At 52.5% G+C, this 20,558-nt stretch carries 19 protein-coding genes and 1 riboswitch; of the genes, 10 read left to right on the top strand and 9 right to left on the bottom strand.

Annotation, left to right across the window (positions count from 1 at the left end; all coding sequences use genetic code 11):
* Positions 1–7 precede the first annotated feature (7 nt).
* The 4 genes from manD (at position 8) to AACU55_RS12305 (ending at position 4,492) form a co-directional block, all read left to right on the top strand.
* Positions 8–1,222 carry a D-mannonate dehydratase ManD gene (manD, locus tag AACU55_RS12320; RefSeq protein ID WP_013574401.1) on the top strand — a complete coding sequence of 405 codons (1,215 nt, stop codon included), beginning with the start codon at positions 8–10 and terminating at the stop codon, positions 1,220–1,222.
* An 11-nt stretch (positions 1,223–1,233) separates the two neighbouring features.
* A complete protein-coding gene (locus tag AACU55_RS12315) occupies positions 1,234–2,247 on the top strand; it encodes a Zn-dependent oxidoreductase (protein WP_134705531.1) in 1,014 nt (337 codons plus the stop codon).
* Positions 2,248–2,370: 123 nt separating this feature from the next.
* The gene (locus tag AACU55_RS12310) at positions 2,371–3,660 is read left to right on the top strand and encodes an MFS transporter (RefSeq protein ID WP_015689485.1); all 1,290 of its coding nucleotides are present in this window, start codon (positions 2,371–2,373) and stop codon (positions 3,658–3,660) included.
* Positions 3,661–3,937: 277 nt separating this feature from the next.
* Positions 3,938–4,492 (top strand): chorismate mutase, encoded by a 555-nt coding sequence (locus AACU55_RS12305; RefSeq protein ID WP_037036379.1) that lies wholly within the window; start codon positions 3,938–3,940, stop codon positions 4,490–4,492.
* 5 nt (positions 4,493–4,497) lie between these two features.
* On the opposite strand, the gene AACU55_RS12300 is transcribed toward AACU55_RS12305, so the two are convergent.
* Both AACU55_RS12300 and AACU55_RS12295 read right to left on the bottom strand, forming a co-directional pair.
* A complete protein-coding gene (locus tag AACU55_RS12300) occupies positions 4,498–6,471 on the bottom strand; it encodes a glycoside hydrolase family 127 protein (RefSeq protein WP_134705530.1) in 1,974 nt (657 codons plus the stop codon).
* 23 nt (positions 6,472–6,494) lie between these two features.
* On the bottom strand, positions 6,495–7,904 hold the full coding sequence (locus AACU55_RS12295; RefSeq protein WP_015689482.1) for an MFS transporter: 1,410 nt from the start codon (positions 7,902–7,904) through the stop codon (positions 6,495–6,497).
* A 272-nt stretch (positions 7,905–8,176) separates the two neighbouring features.
* Between AACU55_RS12295 and AACU55_RS12290 the strand changes: the two genes are divergently transcribed.
* The 3 genes from AACU55_RS12290 (at position 8,177) to AACU55_RS12280 (ending at position 10,761) form a co-directional block, all read left to right on the top strand.
* Positions 8,177–9,013: an AraC family transcriptional regulator gene (locus tag AACU55_RS12290; protein WP_134705529.1), complete on the top strand. Its 837-nt coding sequence runs from the start codon at positions 8,177–8,179 to the stop codon at positions 9,011–9,013.
* A 90-nt stretch (positions 9,014–9,103) separates the two neighbouring features.
* Positions 9,104–9,790: a GntR family transcriptional regulator gene (locus AACU55_RS12285; RefSeq protein ID WP_013574394.1), complete on the top strand. Its 687-nt coding sequence runs from the start codon at positions 9,104–9,106 to the stop codon at positions 9,788–9,790.
* A gap of 122 nt (positions 9,791–9,912) precedes the next feature.
* Positions 9,913–10,761: a hypothetical protein gene (locus tag AACU55_RS12280; protein WP_134705528.1), complete on the top strand. Its 849-nt coding sequence runs from the start codon at positions 9,913–9,915 to the stop codon at positions 10,759–10,761.
* A 7-nt stretch (positions 10,762–10,768) separates the two neighbouring features.
* On the opposite strand, the gene thiD is transcribed toward AACU55_RS12280, so the two are convergent.
* Positions 10,769–11,569: a bifunctional hydroxymethylpyrimidine kinase/phosphomethylpyrimidine kinase gene (thiD, locus tag AACU55_RS12275; RefSeq protein WP_134705527.1), complete on the bottom strand. Its 801-nt coding sequence runs from the start codon at positions 11,567–11,569 to the stop codon at positions 10,769–10,771.
* Entirely contained in the window at positions 11,566–12,375 is an 810-nt protein-coding gene (gene thiM / locus AACU55_RS12270) for a hydroxyethylthiazole kinase (protein ID WP_134705526.1), read from the bottom strand. Before thiM ends, thiD begins: the two co-directional genes overlap by 4 nt.
* A gap of 34 nt (positions 12,376–12,409) precedes the next feature.
* Positions 12,410–12,508: riboswitch (TPP riboswitch) on the bottom strand.
* Between the two features lie 153 nt (positions 12,509–12,661).
* Between thiM and AACU55_RS12265 the strand changes: the two genes are divergently transcribed.
* Both AACU55_RS12265 and AACU55_RS12260 read left to right on the top strand, forming a co-directional pair.
* Positions 12,662–13,096, top strand: coding sequence for a GNAT family N-acetyltransferase (locus AACU55_RS12265; RefSeq protein ID WP_134705525.1), 435 nt, complete (start codon positions 12,662–12,664; stop codon positions 13,094–13,096).
* A gap of 139 nt (positions 13,097–13,235) precedes the next feature.
* The gene (locus AACU55_RS12260) at positions 13,236–13,895 is read left to right on the top strand and encodes a DUF3313 domain-containing protein (RefSeq protein WP_134705524.1); all 660 of its coding nucleotides are present in this window, start codon (positions 13,236–13,238) and stop codon (positions 13,893–13,895) included.
* A 51-nt stretch (positions 13,896–13,946) separates the two neighbouring features.
* Here AACU55_RS12260 and AACU55_RS12255 read toward each other — a convergent pair whose 3' ends face one another.
* Entirely contained in the window at positions 13,947–14,840 is an 894-nt protein-coding gene (locus AACU55_RS12255; RefSeq protein ID WP_037036394.1) for a LysR family transcriptional regulator, read from the bottom strand.
* 85 nt (positions 14,841–14,925) lie between these two features.
* Between AACU55_RS12255 and AACU55_RS12250 the strand changes: the two genes are divergently transcribed.
* Positions 14,926–15,699, top strand: coding sequence for an NAD(P)H-dependent oxidoreductase (locus AACU55_RS12250; RefSeq protein ID WP_134705523.1), 774 nt, complete (start codon positions 14,926–14,928; stop codon positions 15,697–15,699).
* 118 nt (positions 15,700–15,817) lie between these two features.
* Here AACU55_RS12250 and AACU55_RS12245 read toward each other — a convergent pair whose 3' ends face one another.
* The 4 genes from AACU55_RS12245 to guaB all read right to left on the bottom strand — a co-directional run bounded on the left by AACU55_RS12245 (position 15,818) and on the right by guaB (position 20,554).
* The gene (locus AACU55_RS12245) at positions 15,818–16,414 is read right to left on the bottom strand and encodes a GGDEF domain-containing protein (protein WP_240785635.1); all 597 of its coding nucleotides are present in this window, start codon (positions 16,412–16,414) and stop codon (positions 15,818–15,820) included.
* 48 nt (positions 16,415–16,462) lie between these two features.
* Positions 16,463–17,152 carry a PAS domain S-box protein gene (locus AACU55_RS12240; protein ID WP_240785632.1) on the bottom strand — a complete coding sequence of 230 codons (690 nt, stop codon included), beginning with the start codon at positions 17,150–17,152 and terminating at the stop codon, positions 16,463–16,465.
* A gap of 253 nt (positions 17,153–17,405) precedes the next feature.
* Entirely contained in the window at positions 17,406–18,983 is a 1,578-nt protein-coding gene (gene guaA, locus AACU55_RS12235) for a glutamine-hydrolyzing GMP synthase (RefSeq protein WP_013574385.1), read from the bottom strand.
* Positions 18,984–19,087: 104 nt separating this feature from the next.
* Positions 19,088–20,554 carry an IMP dehydrogenase gene (gene guaB / locus AACU55_RS12230; RefSeq protein WP_167686138.1) on the bottom strand — a complete coding sequence of 489 codons (1,467 nt, stop codon included), beginning with the start codon at positions 20,552–20,554 and terminating at the stop codon, positions 19,088–19,090.
* Positions 20,555–20,558: the final 4 nt, after the last annotated feature.

Genomic DNA, 20,558 nt, shown 5'->3' with positions numbered 1-20,558 from the left:
GTAACCGATGAAAATCGTGAATGCTGAAGTTTTTGTCACTTGCCCGGGACGCAACTTTGTTACGTTGAAAATCACCACTGACAGCGGACTGACTGGCATTGGTGATGCCACGCTGAACGGCCGCGAGTTACCGGTCGCGTCATATCTGAAAGATCATGTGTGTCCGCAACTGATTGGTCGTGATGCGCATCAGATTGAAGACATCTGGCAGTTTTTCTACAAAGGCGCTTACTGGCGTCGCGGCCCGGTCACTATGTCGGCGATTTCTGCCGTGGACATGGCGTTATGGGACATCAAAGCCAAAGCCGCCAACATGCCGTTGTACCAGTTGCTCGGCGGTGCATCCCGCACCGGCGTCATGGTCTACTGCCACACCACCGGCCATTCCATTGATGAAGTGCTCGACGATTACGCCAAACATAAAGAGCTCGGTTTCAAGGCGATCCGCGCACAATGCGGTGTTCCGGGCATGAAAACGACTTACGGCATGGCGAAAGGCAAAGGTCTGGCCTACGAACCAGCGACGAAAGGTAACTGGCCGGAAGAGCAGTTGTGGTCGACGGAAAAATACCTCGATTTCACGCCAAAACTGTTCGAAGCCGTGCGTGATAAATTCGGTTTCGACGAACATCTGTTGCACGACATGCACCACCGTCTGACGCCCATCGAAGCAGCGCGCTTTGGCAAAAGCATCGAGGAATATCGCCTGTTCTGGATGGAGGATCCGACCCCCGCTGAGAATCAGGAATGCTTCCGTTTGATCCGCCAGCACACAGTCACACCCATTGCGGTCGGCGAAGTGTTCAACAGCATCTGGGATTGCAAACAGCTTATTGAAGAACAGCTTATCGACTATATCCGCACAACACTGACGCACGCTGGCGGTATCACCGGCATGCGCCGCATCGCTGATTTCGCTTCCTTGTATCAGGTGCGTACCGGTTCCCACGGCCCTTCTGACCTTTCGCCGATTTGTATGGCCGCAGCCCTGCACTTCGACCTGTGGGTGCCGAACTTCGGCGTGCAGGAATACATGGGTTATTCCGAGCAAATGCTGGAAGTCTTCCCGCATAACTGGACGTTCGACAACGGCTACATGCACCCGGGCGAAAAACCGGGGCTGGGTATTGAGTTTGACGAAAAGCTGGCTGCGAAATATCCGTACGAACCGGCGTATCTGCCGGTGGCCCGTCTGGAAGACGGCACTTTGTGGAACTGGTGAGGGAGCGAAAAATGAACAGTGTCGTTATTCAGAAACCTGGAAAGTTAGTCATCGAGCAACGTGCTTTGCCGGTACCTGCCGCCGGCGAGGTACGAATTCGGGTCAGTCACGCGGGCATCTGTGGTTCAGATGTTCATATTTATCACGGTCACAATCCGTTTGCGAAATATCCACGGGTAATCGGCCATGAGTTTTTCGGCCACATCGACAGCGTCGGTGAAGGCGTAGACGTCAAACGTATCGGCGAGCGCGTGGTTATCGATCCGGTCGTCAGCTGTGGACATTGTTATCCGTGCTCGATTGGCCGGCCGAATGTCTGCGCCGAACTGCAGGTTATCGGCGTCCACCGCGACGGCGGTTTCAGTGATTACGCCTGTGCGCCAGCGAAAAACGCTTATGTGGTGCCTGCGGCGATACCGGACAAACTCGCCAGTATGGTCGAGCCGTTTACTATCGCGGCCAATATCACGGCGTTTCTAAAACCGACACCGCAGGATACCGCGCTGATTTACGGCGCAGGCCCGATGGGGCTGACGGTGATTCAGGTGCTGAAAGGCGTTTATGGTGTGCAGAAAGTGATTGTCGCTGACCGTATCGACGAACGGTTGCAGATGGCGCAGGTCAGCGGCGCAGACTGGATCATCAACAATAGCGAACGCAGCGTGGCTGATGAACTGGCCGCTGAAGGTGTGCGACCAACGCTCATCGTCGATGCCGCCTGCCATCCGGCGATTTTGCAGGAAGCTATTCTGCTGGCGTCTCCGGCAGCACGTATCGGTATGATGGGTTTCTCCGGCGAGCCCAGCCTGGTCACGCAGCAAAGCATTACCAGCAAAGAGATTTCACTGTTTTCTTCACGCCTGAACAGTCACCGGTTCCCGCAGGTGATTGAATGGATGGAGCAGGGAAAAATCGCACCCGAAAAACTGGTGACGCACTGGATGCCCGCCAGCGAAGTGGAAGCGGCATTAACGTTGTTTGAGAAAGATCAGCGTTCCTGCTGCAAGGTTTTACTGACATTCTGATTTTTTGATTATTTTTATACAAGACGGGAAGATTTCAAATATCTTCCCGTCGCCCGTACCTCATATTCTACCTATAAAAACGCAACACTATTAAAACGACACCTACAAGTGGAGCATACATTTATGTTTAAGAACCTACGCTGGATCATCGTATTCTTGCTGTTCTTGGTTTACATGATCAATTACCTCGACCGCGTTGCGCTGTCGATTACTGTGCCTATGATAGAAAAAGAACTGACCATTAATCCCGAACAATTCGGCATGATATTTGGCAGCTTCTTCTTTGGTTACGCAATATTTAACTTTATCGGTGGCCTGGCCGTGGATAAATTCGGTCCGACGCTGGTAATGGGATTAGCCGTCGGCTTATGGTCAGTATTTTGCGGCATGACCGCTATCGCGACCGGTTTTTATTCCATGCTTATTTTACGGGTATTATTCGGCATGGCCGAAGGCCCGATCTGCGCCTCAGCAAATAAGATGATTAACGGCTGGTTCCCGAAGAAACAGGCGGCAACCGCGATGGGCTTGCTCAGCGCCGGTTCTCCCCTCGGCGGTGCAGTGGCCGGGCCGATTGTCGGGTATCTGGCGATTTCCTTCGGCTGGCGTCCGGCGTTTATGGTCATTGCCAGTATCGGGATCGTCTGGATGGTCGTGTGGTTCTTTACCGTTGCCGATAATCCGCTGAAAAGTAAACGTGTTTCACCGGAAGAATTGCGTTTAGTTGATGAAATGAAGAACGAGCATTTAAGCGAAGAAGAGAATATGGCGCAGGCCGCACATGGTCTGGGCTATTATTTACGTCAGCCGATTATTCTGGTTACGGCATTTGCCTTCTTCTGCTACAACTATATTTTATTTTTCTTCCTCAGCTGGTTCCCGGCTTACCTGGTTCAGGCACATGGCCTGAATATCAAAGAGATGAGTCTGACAACGGTTATTCCGTGGATTGTCGGTTTTGTCGGCCTGGCATTGGGCGGTTATATTTCTGATAAGATTTTCAATATTACCGGCCGTTTGTTATTGTCGCGTAAAATTATATTAGTGGTCAGCCTGTTAGCCGCGGCTATTTGTGTCGCCCTCGCCGGTATTGTCACCAGCGTGGTGCCGGCCGTCATTCTGATGTCAGTGTCTATTTTCTTCCTGTATACCACCGGTGCGATTTACTGGGCGATTATTCAGGATGTGGTGCATAAATCCCGCGTCGGCGGCACCAGCGGATTTATTCATCTGGTCGGCAGCGTCTCGGGCATCATTGGTCCGGTCGTGACGGGTTTCATTGTGCAAAACACCGGTCGTTTTGACAGTGCCTTTATTCTCGCTGGTGGCGTCGCCGCACTGGGTGCAATGCTGGTGTTCTTCGTGATTAAACCACCAAAACACCTGCCCGACTCCACTCTGTCTCACAACTGATATTCTGAATGCCAATGCTGCTCCCTGCCAAAAGGGAGCGGCATTTTTCCCTATTCGCTGATTGTAATCTTACATTAACGCGGCGCCGTTCATTCCGGGAGCGCCCTTTCCGCCATCCGCACAATCTGTACCCGGTACGCCATGCTTGCCATACTGCCCATCACTCAAAAGCCGTCAGAGCACATTTCAGGCGTAATGCATGAATCTTTGTAACACTGCGGTATTATTTTAATGGCAAGGTAAATTCCTTATTCTTCCTGACGCAACTGAGGGTGTTATGGCTTATATCATGGTGTTTTTGTCTTCGTTATTTATGGTGGGCTCAGTTTATGCGGCATCGGTGCCGGCCACAGCGATCTCTTCTCTCACAACGGCGATGAACGAACGCATGGTGGATATGAAAGACGTGGCGGCTTATAAAGCGGCAAATCATTTACCGGTCGAAGATTTGGTGCGTGAAAAGAAGGTCCTCTCTCTCGCGCAGGCTGAAGCGGAAGAAGCAGGGCTTGACCCGCACTCGGTGCTTCCTTTTATTCAGGCGCAGATGGACGTCGCCAAAGCTATCCAGTACCGCTATTTTGCTGACTGGTTATCGCAGCCCGATATGGGGGACAAACCGAAAAGCCTCGATAAGGTCAGAGACTCCATCTCTGCACAGGATAAGCAAATTTTGAGCGCCATTAGTCAGCGCCTGTTGGCCGGCGGGTTCAGTGAGGAAGATAAATCAGAGATTATGATTCTGCTGCATGCGCCGCAGTTAACCGAAGTGGATAAAGCGCGTCTGGTCCAGGGGTTATCCGGGATCAGACGCGTGAAACAGGCTGAAGGATGACGGCTTTATTCGTCCACCCAAACCCGCATCTCTCCTTCCCCACGATTCGCCCAGGTAAAGTACGGCACAAAGGTTATGGTTTGCGGTACCGTTTCTTGCGCTGGCGGATTGTAGCGATACAGTGGCTGCTGACTGGCCTGAACGGATGTCCGGCGTTCGCCCTGTGTCTGCAATAAGATTTTACCGGCGAACAATCCGCTGCCGGAAATCAGACGGAATTGCGCATCACCCGGCAGGCGGATGTTATGCAGTTCACTGCCGTTGTCAGCCTGCTCAAGGCAATACACCAGCGGCCCGCGCTGCACTGCCACTTTCCCCGCAACATGCCGCAACAGCGCGTTGCCTTTCACCCGCATCACCGGCATCGGCAGCATCATTTCAATGCGATCGCCTTTCTGCCATTCCTGCGTCAAACGCAAATATCCACGTTGCGTCAGGCTGGTCAGTTCAAGCGGGTTGCCATTAAGCGTGACCTGCGGACTGGCGCACCAGTCAGGTAAACGCAGCGCCAGCGTGGCTTCCAGTGGCTGATCGGTATCGATTTCAATCAGCACACCTTCTGCCCACGGATAACCGCCGGACTGTTTCAGTCGCAACGCCTTTCCGCCGATGGTCGCTTCGACATCACTGCCGATATACAGATTGATATCCACACCGTCCGGACGCTGGGTATAGATATAATGGCCGAGCGACGCCAGCAGACGCGCAATATTCGGCGGACAGCAGGCACAGCCGAACCAGCGCTGACGCACCGGTTTTACGTGGTCATAAATATGGTTGAACGGAATGCTTTTCGGATGCACTTCCAGAGGATTCACATAAAAGAAATGTTTGCCATCGAGCGCCATACCGGCCAGCACGGTGTTATAAAGCGCACGTTCCATCACATCGGCATAACGGCTGTCAGAATCCATCTGCAACATACGGTTGGCGAACATCATCAGGCCAATCGATGCGCAGGTTTCGGTGTAAGCCGTGTCGTTGGGTAAATCATAGTCGGAAGAAAACGCCTCACCGCTGCTTTGCGAGCCGATTGAACCGGTGATGTACATCTGCCGCTGGGTCATGTTTTCCCACAATCGCTGGCACACTTCGCGTTTTTCCTGATCCTGACTCAACCGCGCCAGATGCGCCACACCGGCATACAGATACACAAAACGCACCGCGTGCCCGATGGCCGTTGTCTGCAAAGCCACCGGTACATGTGCCTGACTGTAGGCCTTATCTTTCACCATCCACGCCGGACCGTAAGTATTCCAGTGCGAAGTTTTTCCACGTTTTTCATATTCGATATCGTAGAAATGCGGCTGTGTGCCGCGCTGTTCAACAAAATAGCGGGTCAGTTCGAGATATCGCGTTTCGGCGGTTTGTTCATACAAACGCATCAGCGCCAGTTCAATTTCCGGATGCCCCGGATAGCCATGCAGTTGCTGTTCGCCCGGCCCGAAAACGTCTGCGATGTGATCCGCCAGTTTGCAGACAATCTCGAGTAAACGGGTTTTGCCGGTCGCCTGCGCATAGGCCACACCCGCTTCAATCAGATGTCCGGCGCAGTAAAGCTCGTGACATTCAGCCAGATTGGCCCAGCGTTGTTGCGGCTCTTTGACGGTGAAATACGTGTTCAGATAGCCGTCAGGTTGCTGCACCGCGCCGACCAGCTCGATCACCTGATCCGCCGTTGCTTCCAGCGCAGGATCCGGCGTTTTCGCCAGCAAATACCCCACCGCTTCCAGCCATTTAGCCACGTCGCTGTCCTGAAAAACCATGCCATAAAACTCGCCATCACTTTGCCCGGCGGCAATCCGGAAATTTTCAATCGCATGGCTTGGTTCGGCGTCGGCGACGTCATCGTTGAGCGCTTTCCACTGATACGGCACCACCACATCTTTCACCAGTCGCTGATATTCCAGCCAGAACGCATCGGAAACATTCACTTTTTGCAAAGGCACTTCTAAAGAATCAACCGGAGAAAACGGCATACAACCTCCTGAAAAACAGTAAATTAGATTTTTGCGGCCAAATCGTGCGACATCCGCGACAGCAATTTGTTATCGAGTTTGCAAAACATCAGCGTTCCCGCCAGCAGCAGATGCATCGCCGCAGGCAACAATGTTTCCAGCAAAGTGATCCCGCCGAGCGACGCTGCGGTCTGATGCTCTGCGCCAGCCTGATAAGAGACCAGAATGAAGACCAGGCTGATGATCCCGGCACTTGATGCCCAGGCCAGTTTGATAAAGAACAGATTGAAGGCAAAGTTCATGCCGGAGGAACGGATACCATTTTTCCAGTGCCCGTAATCGTCGGCGAACGCCATGATGGAAAAGTGCAGCGGCAAGGTGAACCCGAGGATCACACAGTGTACAAAGATGATACCGAGCCACAGCGTCTGATAATGTTCACCGGCAGGGACAAACCACAGCATCAGGGAAAACACCGCCAGTACCAGATTAGTCAACATATACAGCCGCACGCTGTCGATAAATTTGGTCAGCTGATTGACGATCACCGCGCCAAGAATGGATGCCAGCGTTACCATGCCGAAGAACATAGAGGCGTAGCCCGCCCCGCCTTTCAGCACATAAGTGATGAAATACATGTAGCCGCCGCCACGCAGATTGAACACGTTGATCAGCAGGAAAGACATCAGTAAAACCAGCAGCAACTGATCGTTTTTCAGCATCCCGCGAATGTGTTCCTTAACGCTGAATTGCCCGAGCAGTGCAAGGGGCAGGCGTTCGCGTACCGTGAAGAAGCACCACAGGAACATCACCACAGCAACTGCGCAAAGCAACCCTACGCCCTGCTGATATCCCACCGCCGCATTGCCTTTACCCAACACCTGCACCAGCCACGGCAGCCCGACGGAAACCATAAAGCCCGCCACTCCGCACAGTACAAAGCGCCACGACTGACAAGACATCACTTCGCGATGATCAGTGGTCATGGTGTTAATCAGCGCGCAGTACGGCACGTTGATTGCCGTATAGGACACGGAGAGCAGGAAATAGGTGAAGAAGGCGTAGGCAATTTTGGCATCGCCACTCAGGCCGGGTACCGTAAAAGTGAGAAATCCGACCACGCCAATAGGCAACGCGATCCATAACTGCCAGGGACGAAAACGTCCCCAGCGGCTTTGCGTGCGGTCAGCCAGAATGCCCATCAGCGGATCGGAAATCGCGTCAATCACACGCAGCGAAATAAACAGCGTACCGACAATCGCAGGTGTCAGTCCGAAAACATCGGTATAAAAGAATGTCAGAAAACTGGTGATAAGACAGGTAATTATCGTGCCACCGGCGTCACCTAATCCATAACCGATTTTTTCACTGACAGAAAGTTTGGCATTAGCAGAAAGTATTCTGTCCTCACCGTTTACCGGTGCAGAACCTGTATTAACTGAATCTGTTGGCATTATCTTTCCTCGCTTTTATATCGTTATTTATAAGCTGTAGGAACACAATGAATAAGGCTAATTATTCGTATCAGCCCTGAGATGAAATAAGGTACGCCATAAATCTGGCATAGGGTTCTCATGCCAACAAGAGGAGAGAAAAGTAGTTAAACGGGACAATTCCGACTCACATCCAGAATCTGTGAAGCAGATCAAAACCTCTTCATACCCGGCTGATGGTGCACGTTTCCTGTGCTACTGTCAGGCAAACCTTGCCTGGTGAGTGCCTTAAAATGCCTGAAATGTTTGCGTTCTCCGTAAATTACCCGGTTAAAGTGCAAAACGGTGGCCTGTTCATTTCCAGAGGAATTGGCACACATCCGACCCGACGCCTGAGTTCGCACGAATTAATTTATGTCGTCCGTGGCTCATTGTCTTTACAGGAAGAAAATACGCGTTTTGATTTGCATACAGGAGAAAGTTTACTGTTATTTCCCGGCAGGGAACATAAAGGCGTCACAACCTTTGATCCCGATTTAAAATTTTACTGGCTGCATTTTGATATTGTGGAAGATATAGCAATCATTAAACCACAGCAAAATAGTCCCTCTTTACAGCTAAATATTCCACAGCATTGTAAAGTCAGGGACAGTGAAACCCTGTTAACGCTGTTCAGATTATTTTTATATGAACAGGAACGCGGCGGTAATTCTCTTGAGCTGTTCCTGATTTTGCTGTTAGAGGAAGTCTCGCGCGCCTGGCCGGAGAATATCGAACCCGGCGGCCCCGGCGTGGCGCTGGCCTACAAAGCCCGTCAGCTGATCACCACACAGTTTCATCTACCACTGGGGGCCTCTGAGCTGGCGCAGCGGCTGCACTGTAACGCCGATTATCTCGGGCGGGTTTTCCGCCTGACCTTTCAGATGACGCTGACGGATGCGCTGCATAAACAACGTGTCACTGCAGCAGAAAAGCTGTTACTGGCCAATACCGGCAATGTGGCGGACGTGGCACGCCTGACGGGGTTTAACGATGTGGCGTATTTTCGCCGGGTATTTCGTAAACTGCTGGGTATTACACCAGCGGCCTATAAAAAGCTGTATTGCCGGGAGCATATAAACTCCCAATAATTTGATGAAAGCTTGCGCTAACAATCTCAAAAACATCAGAAAACTCATGTTAGTATTGTCGTTTCCCGACTTTAAAGACAACTTTTGCCCATGACAGACTCCTTTGAATTTCTCAGTAATGTGCCGGTTAATCAGCAGATTTACCGCACCTTGCGTCAGGACATCGTCACCTGTGCCATCGCGCCGGGGGCATTCCTGTCGGAGAAAGAGATTTCCACACGCTTTAATGTGTCCCGCCAGCCGGTTCGCGAAGCTTTTATCAAACTGGCCGAAGCCGGGCTGGTTCAGGTTTTACCGCAACGCGGCACCTATGTAATGAAAATTTCCTCCAAGCGGGTTGCCGACGGACGCTTCATTCGCGAAGCAGTCGAAACCGCCGTGGTACGCCGTGCAGCCATGGTCGCCACCGATAAAGATCTGGCCTTGCTCGAACATAATCTTGAGCGTCAGACGCTGGCGGCAAAGAGTCAGCAAACGCAGGAATTCCTGCTGCTGGATGATGAGTTCCACCGCACGATTGCGCAGATCATCGACTGCCGCCTGGCATGGGAAACCGTCGAGCACATCAAAGCGACAATGGATCGCGTCCGCTTTTTGACACTCAGTAAAGTGTCACCGCCGGAAAATCTGATTGCACAACATTATGCGATTTTTGACGGGCTGAAAGCGCATGACCCGGACGCCGCTGAAAAAGCTATCCGCATTCATTTGCAGGAAATGATTTCCACCATTACCCCCATTGCCGAACAGAACAGTGACTGGTTTGATGCCGAGTAAGTAAAAGGACGTTGTAATACACAAACAGTGAACGACAGCGATCAAATTTTGCGGGTTATCCCTAAAATCTGTATGACAACTTGGTGTAAGCTGTAAACCACATCAATATCGTGGATACTTTTATGCCAGCCGCAGCCGCCCTGAAAAAAAGCTACTACAGTGCCGATCAGTCACTGTCCCTCTCCCAGCTCGATAACGAGAAAATCACCCAGATCGTTCATGATCTGGACGTGGCAGAAAGCGAAAAAGAACATTACGTCACGGGCTGGATGGGACAGAACAGCGTGGTACTGGTGAGAAATTATCAGGACAAACGGGGCACTTCCAGCGGCCTGGTGATGTCACGTGGCAACCGTTACAAACTCACCGTTCAGGCCATCACTTTCCGCATCCCCAAAGTGCTGCTGTGGGTCACATTCCGCCGTAAGCCCCGCACCATGACCGTTATTGCCTATAACAAGCTGGGTGAGCAGGCGACCGGCCTGCAACAGTTCATGCATGTGCAGGATCCTGAACTCAGGGAGAAACTGGAACAGGACTGGCGTGAACTGAACGATTATCTCGGCATGGCCTGCTGGCAGATGGATAACAACCGCCCGCAGTGGCGCCAGTTGTATGCGGATATCACGCCGCAAGCCCTCCTGACGCAGGCTGAATCACCGTGGTTCAGTGGCAAAAAACTGCAAAAGGATGGCGAATTTGAAGGGCTGTGGTCACACGGACAATTTATTGGCCGCCGCAGCGGTGAGCATGCGGCATTGCTGCTGTCGTGGCAGGACGAGGAGAACGACGATATTGCCAGCTATCTGTTTGAACGGATGTCAGCAACTAAAATCCGCGTCATGCTGCGCCCGCGTAAAGAAGAAAAATTCTATCCGCTGAACCCGTTTGATGCCGTTCATTTGCAACAGGCGCTGACGAAATTTCATCAGGTTGAACAGGCGCTGAGCGAAACCCAGCACCAGGCATAATCCGCGGTTACCACCAGCGGTGGAAATGATGCACAGGCCCGATACCGTGGCCGACTTCCAGTGAGTCGGCCTGCATCAGCGCCTGCTGTAAATAGGCTTTGGCTTCGCGTACCGTATCGGCCCAGTTGTGATGACGCGGACGTAACGCGGCCAGCGCGGCCGACAGCGTGCAACCGGTGCCATGAGTATGTCGGGTATTCACACGCGGCGCAGTAAACCGCTCGCGGGAACCGGTCACAAACAACCAGTCAGGGCTTTCCTCATCACTCAGATGTCCCCCTTTCATCAGCACGGCACCACATCCCATCGCCAGTAAGGCTTCTCCCTGCTCACGCATTTCGGTTTCATTCGCCGCCACCGCACATTCCAGTAACGCCGCCGCTTCGGGCAGATTTGGCGTAATAAGGGAAGCCTGCGGGATCAGCAAACGACGCACGGCATCCACGGCCTCCGGCAGCAGTAACGGATCGCCACTTTTCGCCAGCATCACGGTATCCAGCACCACAAACGGCGGCTGATAATGTCTGAGTCGCTCCGCAACCGCCTCCACAATCTGACTATTCGCCAGCATGCCGATTTTCGCACTGTCGATCCGCACATCGCTCAGTACGGAATCGAGCTGTGCTGAAACGAAATCTGGCTCAATGTTATAGACCGACTGCACACCACGGGTGTTCTGCGCCACCAGCGCGGTGATCACACTGGTGCCGTACGCACCCAGCGCCGAGAAGGTTTTCAAATCCGCCTGGATCCCCGCCCCGCCACTCGGATCTGTACCTGCAATCGTCAGTGCATTAATACGTTTCATTGCATTTCCTCGCCATTCAGCCATTCCTCGCCCATTAAATACAGATTATCGAGGTATTCAGGCGTGAAACTGCCCGGCCCCTTCACGACCGCACAGGCGCGCTCGCCGGCACAGGACATCACCCGGCAGGCGGCGGCCACGTTATCCAGGCGATCACCCGGCAAAGCCACAAAGGCCGCCACCACCGCAGATAATGCGCATCCGGTACCCACCATGCGGGTCATCATCGGATGTCCGCCAGCCACCGCCCAACTGCGCATCCCGTCGGTGACGTAATCAGTTTCCCCCGTCACGGCCACTACCGCACCGGTCTCCCGCGCCAGTTGCTGTGCGGCAGGTAAGGCAGAAAGGGAATCATCACCGCTGTCCACGCCGCGCCCGGACGCACTGAGGCCGCTGAGAGCCAGGATTTCCGAGGCATTACCGCGGATTGCGGCAGGTTTAAGTATGATGATTTCACGACAGAATTCTGTACGCCAGCTCAGGCCACCGACGGCAACCGGATCCAGCACCCAGGGCTTTCCGGCCTGACTGGCTGCGTGAATAGCCGCCCGCATCGCATCGGCATGGGGATGTGTCAGCGTGCCGACGTTCACCAATAAGGCATCGGCAATGGCGCCAAATTGCGCCGCTTCGGCGGGATCAACCACCATCGCCGGAGATGCACCCAGCGCCAGCAGGACATTGGCGGTAAAAGATTGCACCACATCGTTGGTCAGGCAGTGAACCAGCGGCGCTGAAAGGCGGAGTTGTTTCAGAGAAGTGGCGGCTAAGGCGCCGGGCAAAAAGGTAGGTCGGGTATTCATAAATCTCCCCACCGGCACTCAGGAAGGCGGTATCAGGAGAGATACCTGACTTCCCTACGCTGGCATAATCCAGATCAGGTAATACGGGTAAAATCTCAGCCCTGCTTTGCAGCGGGCACCCCGAGTCAAGGGAACATTATTGGCGGCGAAGGTCAGAAGATCAATCAGGAAATGCGTTAAAAAAACCGATCAGCCAACGTAATTGAACTCACTCCGCTTCACTGGCAGTATCAGGAAACAGACATGAACAACACACGTTGATGAAAAATTTCCTCAGGAGTTTTACTTGTCCTCATCACTTATTGTCCGTCCTTATGAAGAAGCAGACCGCCCGTTTTTACGCACGTTGTATCTGGCCTCACGCAAGCATACCTGGACATGGCTGGAAGACGATTTTCAGCTGGAAGATTTTGACCACGCAGTGATCGGCGAGACGATTCTGGTGGCAGAACGTGACGGACATTTACTGGGATTCGCCTCAATTTTCACTCAGGAAAATTTCCTGCATAACCTGTTTGTTGATCCGCAATATCAGGGAACCGGTGCAGGTTCAGCATTGCTTCAGGCTGCGGAAGAAGCGTTTACCCGTCAGGGATCGCTGAAATGCTTAGTAAAGAGTAAAAAATCAGTTGCTTTTTATCTGTCAAAAGGCTGGAACATCATCTCTACGGGGGACAGTCCAAAAGGTGAATACTATTTGTTTCATTCATCAAAAAAATAATTAAGGAAGAAATGATTACCTCACAGAACTGTATTTTCGCGATCCTGATGAATATCAATTTTTCTTTGTCGTTAAGAGGTTAAATTCCGCAGCGGTGCTATACATACTTGGTCTTCCTTAAAATATTTCGAGGGTACGAATGAAAACAATAAAACTGATGCAGATCGCCGCAGTGACTGGCGCACTGTTCCTGGCCGGTTGTACCAGCCACATTACCAAGACGGAAAAATACTCAGGTTTTTTAGGCGATTATTCCGGCCTTAAGGAAGTGAAAACGGCTGGAGGAAATCCGGTTCTGCGCTGGATCGATCCTTCGTTTAAGAAAGAAAATTATTCTTACATCAAATACGAACCGATTAAATTCTACCCGGAACCGCAGCCTACGGCGCAGATCGACAAATCCACCTTGCAGGGGGTGCTGGATTACGCCAACAGCCGCATGAAACCTGCACTGGCAGAGCGCCTGCCACTGACAGATCACGCAGGGCCGCGCACATTGATTTTCAAAGGCGCGATCACCGGTGTGAACACGTCGGCAGAAGGTTTGCAGTTCTATGAAGTCGTCCCGGTCGCGCTGGTTATTGCCGGTACTCAAACCGCGACAGGCCACCGCACGCGTGATACTGAAGTGTATTTCGAAGGTGAGCTGATCGACGCCAGTACTGGCAAACCGGTGATCAAAGTCGTGCGTAAAGGATTCGGTAAACAAGTTTCTAATGATAAGCAGAAAGTTACCGCCAACGATTTAAAAGTTGTGGTAGATAGCCTGGCGAATGATACCAAGCTGTTCAACGAATAAGCTCCGGTTTTTCGCACCGTCAGACACAGGCAGTCGTAAGGCTGCCTTTTTTCAGACTGAATCAGCGATAAACTCACGCAGCCACTGATGTGCAGGATCACGATGAGCGCGCTCGTGCCAGACCATGTACATCTCGAACCCCGGGACATCCAGCGGCGGTGTAGTAACCTGCAAAGCAGGATTTCCACGTACCAGACGTTCCGGCAACATCGCCACCAGATCAGTGGTCATCAGCACCTGAACGACAAACAGGAAATGCGGCACTGACATGACGACGCGGCGCGATAATCCAGTGGCCGCCAGCGCGATGTCAGTATTGCCATAGAAACCCCCACCATCGGGTGAAACGATCACATGTTCCAGTGCGCAAAACGCTGAACGCGATATCTCGCCTTTAACCTGCGGATGTCCTTTTCTGCTCACCAAAACATAACGTTCAGCAAACAATAATCGGCTGTGCAGGCCATTCATCACCGCCTCGCCGGTATGGAATGCGAGATCCAGCGTACCCTGCTCCATTTTGCGGATAATCCGCGCAGGTGACGTTTCAAAAATAGCCAGCCGTGCAGAAGGTGCGGCTCTACGTAATGCCCGTAACGCGGGCAGCACAATGGTCGATTCGCCATAATCTGCCGCCCCCAGATTCCAGGTATTCTTTGCCGTCGAGGGGTCAAACACTTCACCCGCAGATACGGCCTGCTCCAGCGCGGCCAGTGCCCGTCGCAGCGGCTCACGTAATTCATCAGCACGCGCGGTCGGCCGCATCCCCCGTGGTCCCGGCAGCAGCAAAGGGTCATCAAAAAATTCCCGCAACTTCGCGAGCTGAACGCTGACTGAAGGTTGTGAAAGATTACGGCGTTGCGCCGCACGCGTGACGTTTTGCTCGGCGAGCAGGACATCCAGCGTCAGCAACAAATTGAGATCCAAACGGCCGAAATTACTCATCGCTATACCTGCTATATGATCAATTCATTTCAACTATACCTGACAACAACCTACTCTGCGTTTACCACTTAGCGGAGAATTCGTCATGAATGTATTGATCGTCTATGCCCACCCTGAATCACAATCACTGAACGGCTCGCTGAAAGATTTTGCGGTCAGTCATTTGCAGGCCGCCGGGCACAATGTGCAGATATCGGATTTGTATGACATGCAATGGAAAGCCGCGCTGGATGCCGGAGATAACACCGGGCCTTCATCAGGGCCTTTTCAACCTTCGCAGGATTCACAGCGCGCTTACCAGAATGGCACGCAAAGCCATGATATTGCCGCCGAACAGGAAAAATTACAGTGGGCTGATACCGTGATATTTCAGTTCCCGCTATGGTGGTTTTCAATGCCCGCGATTATGAAAGGCTGGGTGGAACGCGTTTATGCCTATGGATTTGCTTACGGCGTCGGTGAACATTCCGACACGCACTGGGGCGACCGTTACGGAGAAGGCAAAATGGCCGGTAAACGCGCCATGCTGATGGTCACGACCGGCGGCTGGGAACCGCATTACAGTGCGCGTGGGATTAATGGCCCTATCGACGAGCTGCTGTTCCCGATCCATCACGGCATCCTGCACTATCCGGGCTTCAGCGTACTCCCGCCGCTGGTGTTCTACCGCACCGGACGCATGGATGAAACCCGCTATGCGCAAATTTGCGCGGAGATGTCTCACCGGCTGGATACATTAGAAAGCACGACACCCATTTCATTCCGCCAGCAGAATGGCGGCGATTACGCTATTCCGTCACTGATATTGAAACCGGAAATTGCGCCGGAGAAAAATGGGTTTGCGGCGCATTTGAAATAAGGATCTGAGAGAATTTCAGGCATAAAAAATGCCAGTGGATAATTTAATCACACTGGCGTTTTGTGGATTTTAAATAGCAGATGTCTCTAAAACTTATTCCCATTTGATCGCTATTTTCTCAATGCGCTTTGCCGTTTTTGGCTACATACATGGCGTTATCGGCATATTCGAGAAGCTGACGTTCATCGTTACCATGCTCCGGATAGAGTGCGATTCCGATACTGGGCGTGATGTTCAAACTGTGGCCTTCCAGGGTAAAAGGAGGATTGAAAGCGTCACGGATTTTCTCTGCTACCCGAGCAGACGCGGGTAAGGAAACCCCCTGAAGCAAAACCACAAACTCATCGCCGCCGACACGAGCGACGGTGTCCGATTCGCGCACACACAACTTCAGGCGCGCAGCGGCCCCCTGCAGCAGTAAATCCCCAATACCATGGCCAAGCGTATCGTTAACCTGTTTAAATTTGTCGAGATCAATGTACAACAGCGACAACTGACCTTGCTCCCGACGTGCTGTTGAGAGCGCGACTTTCAGGCGGTCATGCAAAAAACCACGATTCGGGAGGTCGGTCAGTGGATCATACTGCGCCATATACTGCAGCCGAGCCTGCATTTGCTGACGCTCAATGACAGTCGCTATTTGAGTCGAAACGAACTGCAGTAACTCCTGATCCTGTTCGTTGTAGCACACACCACCTGGGTAGCTTTTGACCATAAGCACGCCAATCGTGCCCTTATGCGACTTGAGCGGAACACCCAGCCATCAGAATGGATTCATGCCAAAAGAGACCCGCAATTCTTCCATGCGGGCAACCATCGTTTCAGGTGTGAGCAGCAGCGGCAGACCGGTATGAATAATCTCTGCGTAGAACGTACCTGGGATCAGGGTAAAGGGGTCTGGCCTCGGCAGAAACTGATCCACATGATAAGGGAAGCTAAGTTTACCGGTTTCATCATCGTAGAGCGTCACCGAGAAATTATCGACGGGCAGCAGCGTGCCGACGATCTCATGAATGCGCTGGAATAACTTGAGTAAATCTTCGGCGGTATGTGCAGCTTCAGAAATAGAATAAAGCGCAGACTGCAACAATTCGGATCGTTTGCGTTCGGTAATATCTCGGGCAACACCAATGCGCAATTGATCAGCCGGTGACCAGCGTGCCGTCCACATGATGTTGACTACTTGTCCATTCTTATGAATGTAACGGTTCTCAAAATGAAACTGAGGATTGCCAGACATGATCCCCACCACCGAGTTTCGGGTTATTTCCCGATCTTCAGGCAGCATCATGTCAAACATGTTTTTGCCGATCATTTCTTTCGGCGTATAGCCAAAGATACGTTCGCATGATGCGCTCGCAAAAACGATATTGGCATGGGCATCAACCGCAAAAACAGCATCCATCATGAGATCAATAAAACTGGCCAACGGCGCGTGAGGATTCGATTCCATAGAGAAACTATAAGGCCTGAATATAAGAGTGAGTACGACTACCTTTACGATAGATATCCGTCGTCCATTAGCACTGCATCGTTTTGCACCACCGGTTAAAGATAGTACAGGTACAGTTGAATAAACTATGGAAAGAATCACATGATAAGGTTGAAACGGCCGTCTGATATCTGACAGATATCAAAAAGCCCGCATTTACGCGGGCTTAGAGGTGTTTATTGCTTTAACGTGCAGGCTGTTGCCAGACGCGAAATCATTCCCACTCAATCGTTGCCGGTGGTTTGCCCGAGATGTCATAGACAACACGGGAGATACCGTCGACTTCGTTGATGATGCGGTTGGAGCAGCGGCCAAGGAAATCGTACGGCAGGTGTGCCCAGTGCGCGGTCATGAAATCGATGGTTTCTACTGCACGCAGGGAAACGACCCAGTCGTATTTACGGCCATCGCCCATCACACCAACGGAGCGGACAGGCAGGAAGACGGTGAAGGCCTGGCTGACTTTGTTATACAGGTCGGCTTTATGCAGTTCTTCGATGAAGATAGCATCGGCGCGACGCAACAGGTCGCAGTACTCTTTCTTCACTTCGCCCAGCACGCGAACGCCCAGACCCGGACCCGGGAACGGGTGACGGTAAAGCATGTCATACGGCAGGCCGAGTTCCAGACCGATTTTACGTACTTCGTCTTTGAACAGTTCTTTCAGCGGCTCAACCAGACCCAGTTTCATTTCTTTCGGCAAACCGCCCACGTTGTGGTGCGATTTGATCACGTGCGCTTTACCGGTGGCCGAGGCTGCGGATTCAATCACGTCAGGGTAGATGGTGCCCTGCGCCAGCCATTTCACTTCATCCTGCTTGCAGGCTTCTTCATCGAACACTTCAACAAAGACGCGGCCGATGATTTTACGTTTGGCCTCAGGTTCATCAACGCCTGCCAGCGCAGACAGGAAGCGCTCTTCCGCAGCGACATGAACGATGTTCAGACCGAAACGGTCACCGAACATTTCCAGCACCTGATCTGCTTCGTTAAGACGCAGCAGACCGTTATCGACGAACACGCAAGTCAGACGGTCGCCAATGGCGCGGTGCAGCAACATGGCGGTCACGGAAGAGTCAACGCCACCGGACAGGCCGAGGATCACATGATCGTCGCCAATCTGCACACGCAGACGTTCAACGGCATCTTCAATGATTTTTGCCGGCGTCCACAGGGCTTCGCACTCGCAGATATCCATGATGAAACGTTCGAGCATACGCAGGCCCTGACGGGTATGCGTCACTTCCGGATGGAACTGCACACCGTAGAAGCGTTTTTCTTCGTTGGCCATAATGGCAAACGGACAAGTCTCAGTGCTGGCAACGGTCACAAAATCAGACGGGATGGCCGTCACTTTATCGCCGTGGCTCATCCAGACGTCGAGCAACGGTTTGTTGTTCTCGCTCAGGGCATCCTGAATGTCACGGATCAGCGCACTTTCAGTCTGAACTTCAACCTGCGCATAACCAAATTCGCGCTCGTTAGAGCCTTCAACATGGCCGCCTAACTGCATCGCCATGGTTTGCATGCCGTAGCAGACGCCCAGAACCGGTACACCGGCTTCGAAGACATAGTCTGGTGCACGCGGGCTGTCATGCTCGGTGGTACTTTCCGGGCCGCCGGACAGGATGATCCCGTTCGGATTGAATTCGCGGATTTGGGCTTCGGTTACGTCCCAGGCCCAGAGTTCGCAATAGACACCCAGTTCACGCACGCGGCGCGCAACAAGTTGGGTGTACTGGGAGCCGAAATCGAGGATCAGGATACGGTGCTTGTGAATATTTTCGCTCATGAGGGGGCGTTTTCCAGAAAGCAATAAAAGCGTTAAAACAACAGGTTAAATTTTCTAACAATCTTAAAAGCAGACAGCGAGCCTTTAGCTCGCTGTCTTTAGGGTCAGGATCCCATGCGGTAGTTCGGTGACTCTTTGGTAATCGTCACGTCATGTACGTGGCTTTCCTGGATCCCGGCACCGCTGATGCGGACAAACTCAGCCTTGGTGCGCAGGTCGTCGATGGTAGCACAACCGGTCAGCCCCATACAGGAGCGCAGACCGCCCATTTGCTGGTGGATGATCTCTTTCAGACGGCCTTTATACGCCACGCGACCTTCGATACCTTCCGGTACCAGTTTGTCAGCAGCGTTATCAGTCTGGAAGTAACGGTCTGAAGAGCCTTTGGACATCGCGCCCAGAGAACCCATGCCGCGGTAAGATTTGTATGAACGGCCCTGATACAGCTCGATTTCGCCCGGAGATTCTTCAGTACCCGCCAGCATCCCGCCGACCATCACACAGCTTGCGCCGGCAGCGATAGCTTTAGCGATGTCGCCGGAGAAGCGGATACCGCCGTCAGCGATAACCGGAATACCGGTGCCTTCCAGCGCTTCAACCGCGTCAGAAACGGCGGTGATTTGCGGAACACCCACGCCGGTCACGATACGGGTGGTACAGATTGAACCAGGACCGATACCGACTTTCACCGCGCTCACGCCTGCTTTCGCCAGTGCCAGAGCACCTGCGCCAGTCGCAACGTTACCGCCAATGATTTGCAGATCCGGGTATTTCGCGCGGGTTGCGCGGATACGTTCCAGAACGCCTTCGGAATGGCCGTGAGAAGAGTCGATCAACAGAACGTCAACACCGGCAGCAACCAGCGCATCGATACGTTCTTCGTTGCCCGCACCGGCGCCAACCGCTGCACCGACGCGCAGGCTGCCCTGCTCATCTTTACAGGCATTCGGTTTACGTTCGGCTTTCTGGAAGTCTTTTACGGTGATCATACCGAGCAGATGGAATTGCGCGTCAACCACCAGCGCTTTCTCTACGCGTTTTTCGTGCATTTTTTGCAGCACGACTTCGCGGGCTTCGCCTTCTTTGACGGTGACCAGACGTTCTTTCGGCGTCATGACCGCAGTGACAGGCTGTTCCAGATCGGTCACGAAGCGCACGTCACGACCGGTAATAATACCGACCAGTTCGTTTTCTTCAGTCACGACCGGATAACCGGCAAAACCGTTAATTTCGGTGAGTTCTTTAACCTGACGCAAAGTGGTCGATGGCGTGACGGTTTTAGGGTCAGCAACAACGCCGCTTTCATGCTTCTTCACGCGACGGACTTCTTCCGCCTGACGCTCAATAGACATGTTCTTGTGAATGAATCCGAGGCCGCCTTCCTGCGCCAGAGCAATCGCCAGATTCGCTTCAGTCACGGTATCCATCGCTGCGGACAGCATAGGGATATTCAGACGGATTTTAGCGGTCAGTTGAGTACCGAGGTCGGCAGTATTAGGCAAAACTGTGGAGTGGGCTGGAACAAGGAGAACGTCGTCGAACGTTAGTGCTTCTTTTACGATACGTAGCATGGGC

The organism is Rahnella sp. CJA17(1/100) (genome assembly GCF_963881615.1).
GTDB classification, from domain to species: domain Bacteria; phylum Pseudomonadota; class Gammaproteobacteria; order Enterobacterales; family Enterobacteriaceae; genus Rahnella; species Rahnella aceris.
The sequence above is the reverse complement of the archived record's forward strand: the minus strand, read 5'-3'. Positions and strand labels throughout refer to the sequence as shown.

Coding starts and splice junctions, on each gene's coding strand:
- thiD (WP_134705527.1), bottom strand. CDS start 11,569: ATGAAACGTATTAATGCACTGACGATTGCAGGTACAGATCCGAGTGGC.
- AACU55_RS12245 (WP_240785635.1), bottom strand. CDS start 16,414: ATGGTCAAAAGCTACCCAGGTGGTGTGTGCTACAACGAACAGGATCAG.
- AACU55_RS12295 (WP_015689482.1), bottom strand. CDS start 7,904: ATGCCAACAGATTCAGTTAATACAGGTTCTGCACCGGTAAACGGTGAG.
- guaB (WP_167686138.1), bottom strand. CDS start 20,554: ATGCTACGTATCGTAAAAGAAGCACTAACGTTCGACGACGTTCTCCTT.
- AACU55_RS12255 (WP_037036394.1), bottom strand. CDS start 14,840: ATGAGTAATTTCGGCCGTTTGGATCTCAATTTGTTGCTGACGCTGGAT.
- AACU55_RS12300 (WP_134705530.1), bottom strand. CDS start 6,471: ATGCCGTTTTCTCCGGTTGATTCTTTAGAAGTGCCTTTGCAAAAAGTG.
- thiM (WP_134705526.1), bottom strand. CDS start 12,375: ATGAATACCCGACCTACCTTTTTGCCCGGCGCCTTAGCCGCCACTTCT.
- AACU55_RS12285 (WP_013574394.1), top strand. CDS start 9,104: ATGACAGACTCCTTTGAATTTCTCAGTAATGTGCCGGTTAATCAGCAG.
- AACU55_RS12290 (WP_134705529.1), top strand. CDS start 8,177: ATGCCTGAAATGTTTGCGTTCTCCGTAAATTACCCGGTTAAAGTGCAA.
- AACU55_RS12280 (WP_134705528.1), top strand. CDS start 9,913: ATGCCAGCCGCAGCCGCCCTGAAAAAAAGCTACTACAGTGCCGATCAG.
- AACU55_RS12305 (WP_037036379.1), top strand. CDS start 3,938: ATGGCTTATATCATGGTGTTTTTGTCTTCGTTATTTATGGTGGGCTCA.
- manD (WP_013574401.1), top strand. CDS start 8: ATGAAAATCGTGAATGCTGAAGTTTTTGTCACTTGCCCGGGACGCAAC.
- AACU55_RS12250 (WP_134705523.1), top strand. CDS start 14,926: ATGAATGTATTGATCGTCTATGCCCACCCTGAATCACAATCACTGAAC.
- AACU55_RS12315 (WP_134705531.1), top strand. CDS start 1,234: ATGAACAGTGTCGTTATTCAGAAACCTGGAAAGTTAGTCATCGAGCAA.
- guaA (WP_013574385.1), bottom strand. CDS start 18,983: ATGAGCGAAAATATTCACAAGCACCGTATCCTGATCCTCGATTTCGGC.
- AACU55_RS12310 (WP_015689485.1), top strand. CDS start 2,371: ATGTTTAAGAACCTACGCTGGATCATCGTATTCTTGCTGTTCTTGGTT.
- AACU55_RS12240 (WP_240785632.1), bottom strand. CDS start 17,152: ATGGAATCGAATCCTCACGCGCCGTTGGCCAGTTTTATTGATCTCATG.
- AACU55_RS12260 (WP_134705524.1), top strand. CDS start 13,236: ATGAAAACAATAAAACTGATGCAGATCGCCGCAGTGACTGGCGCACTG.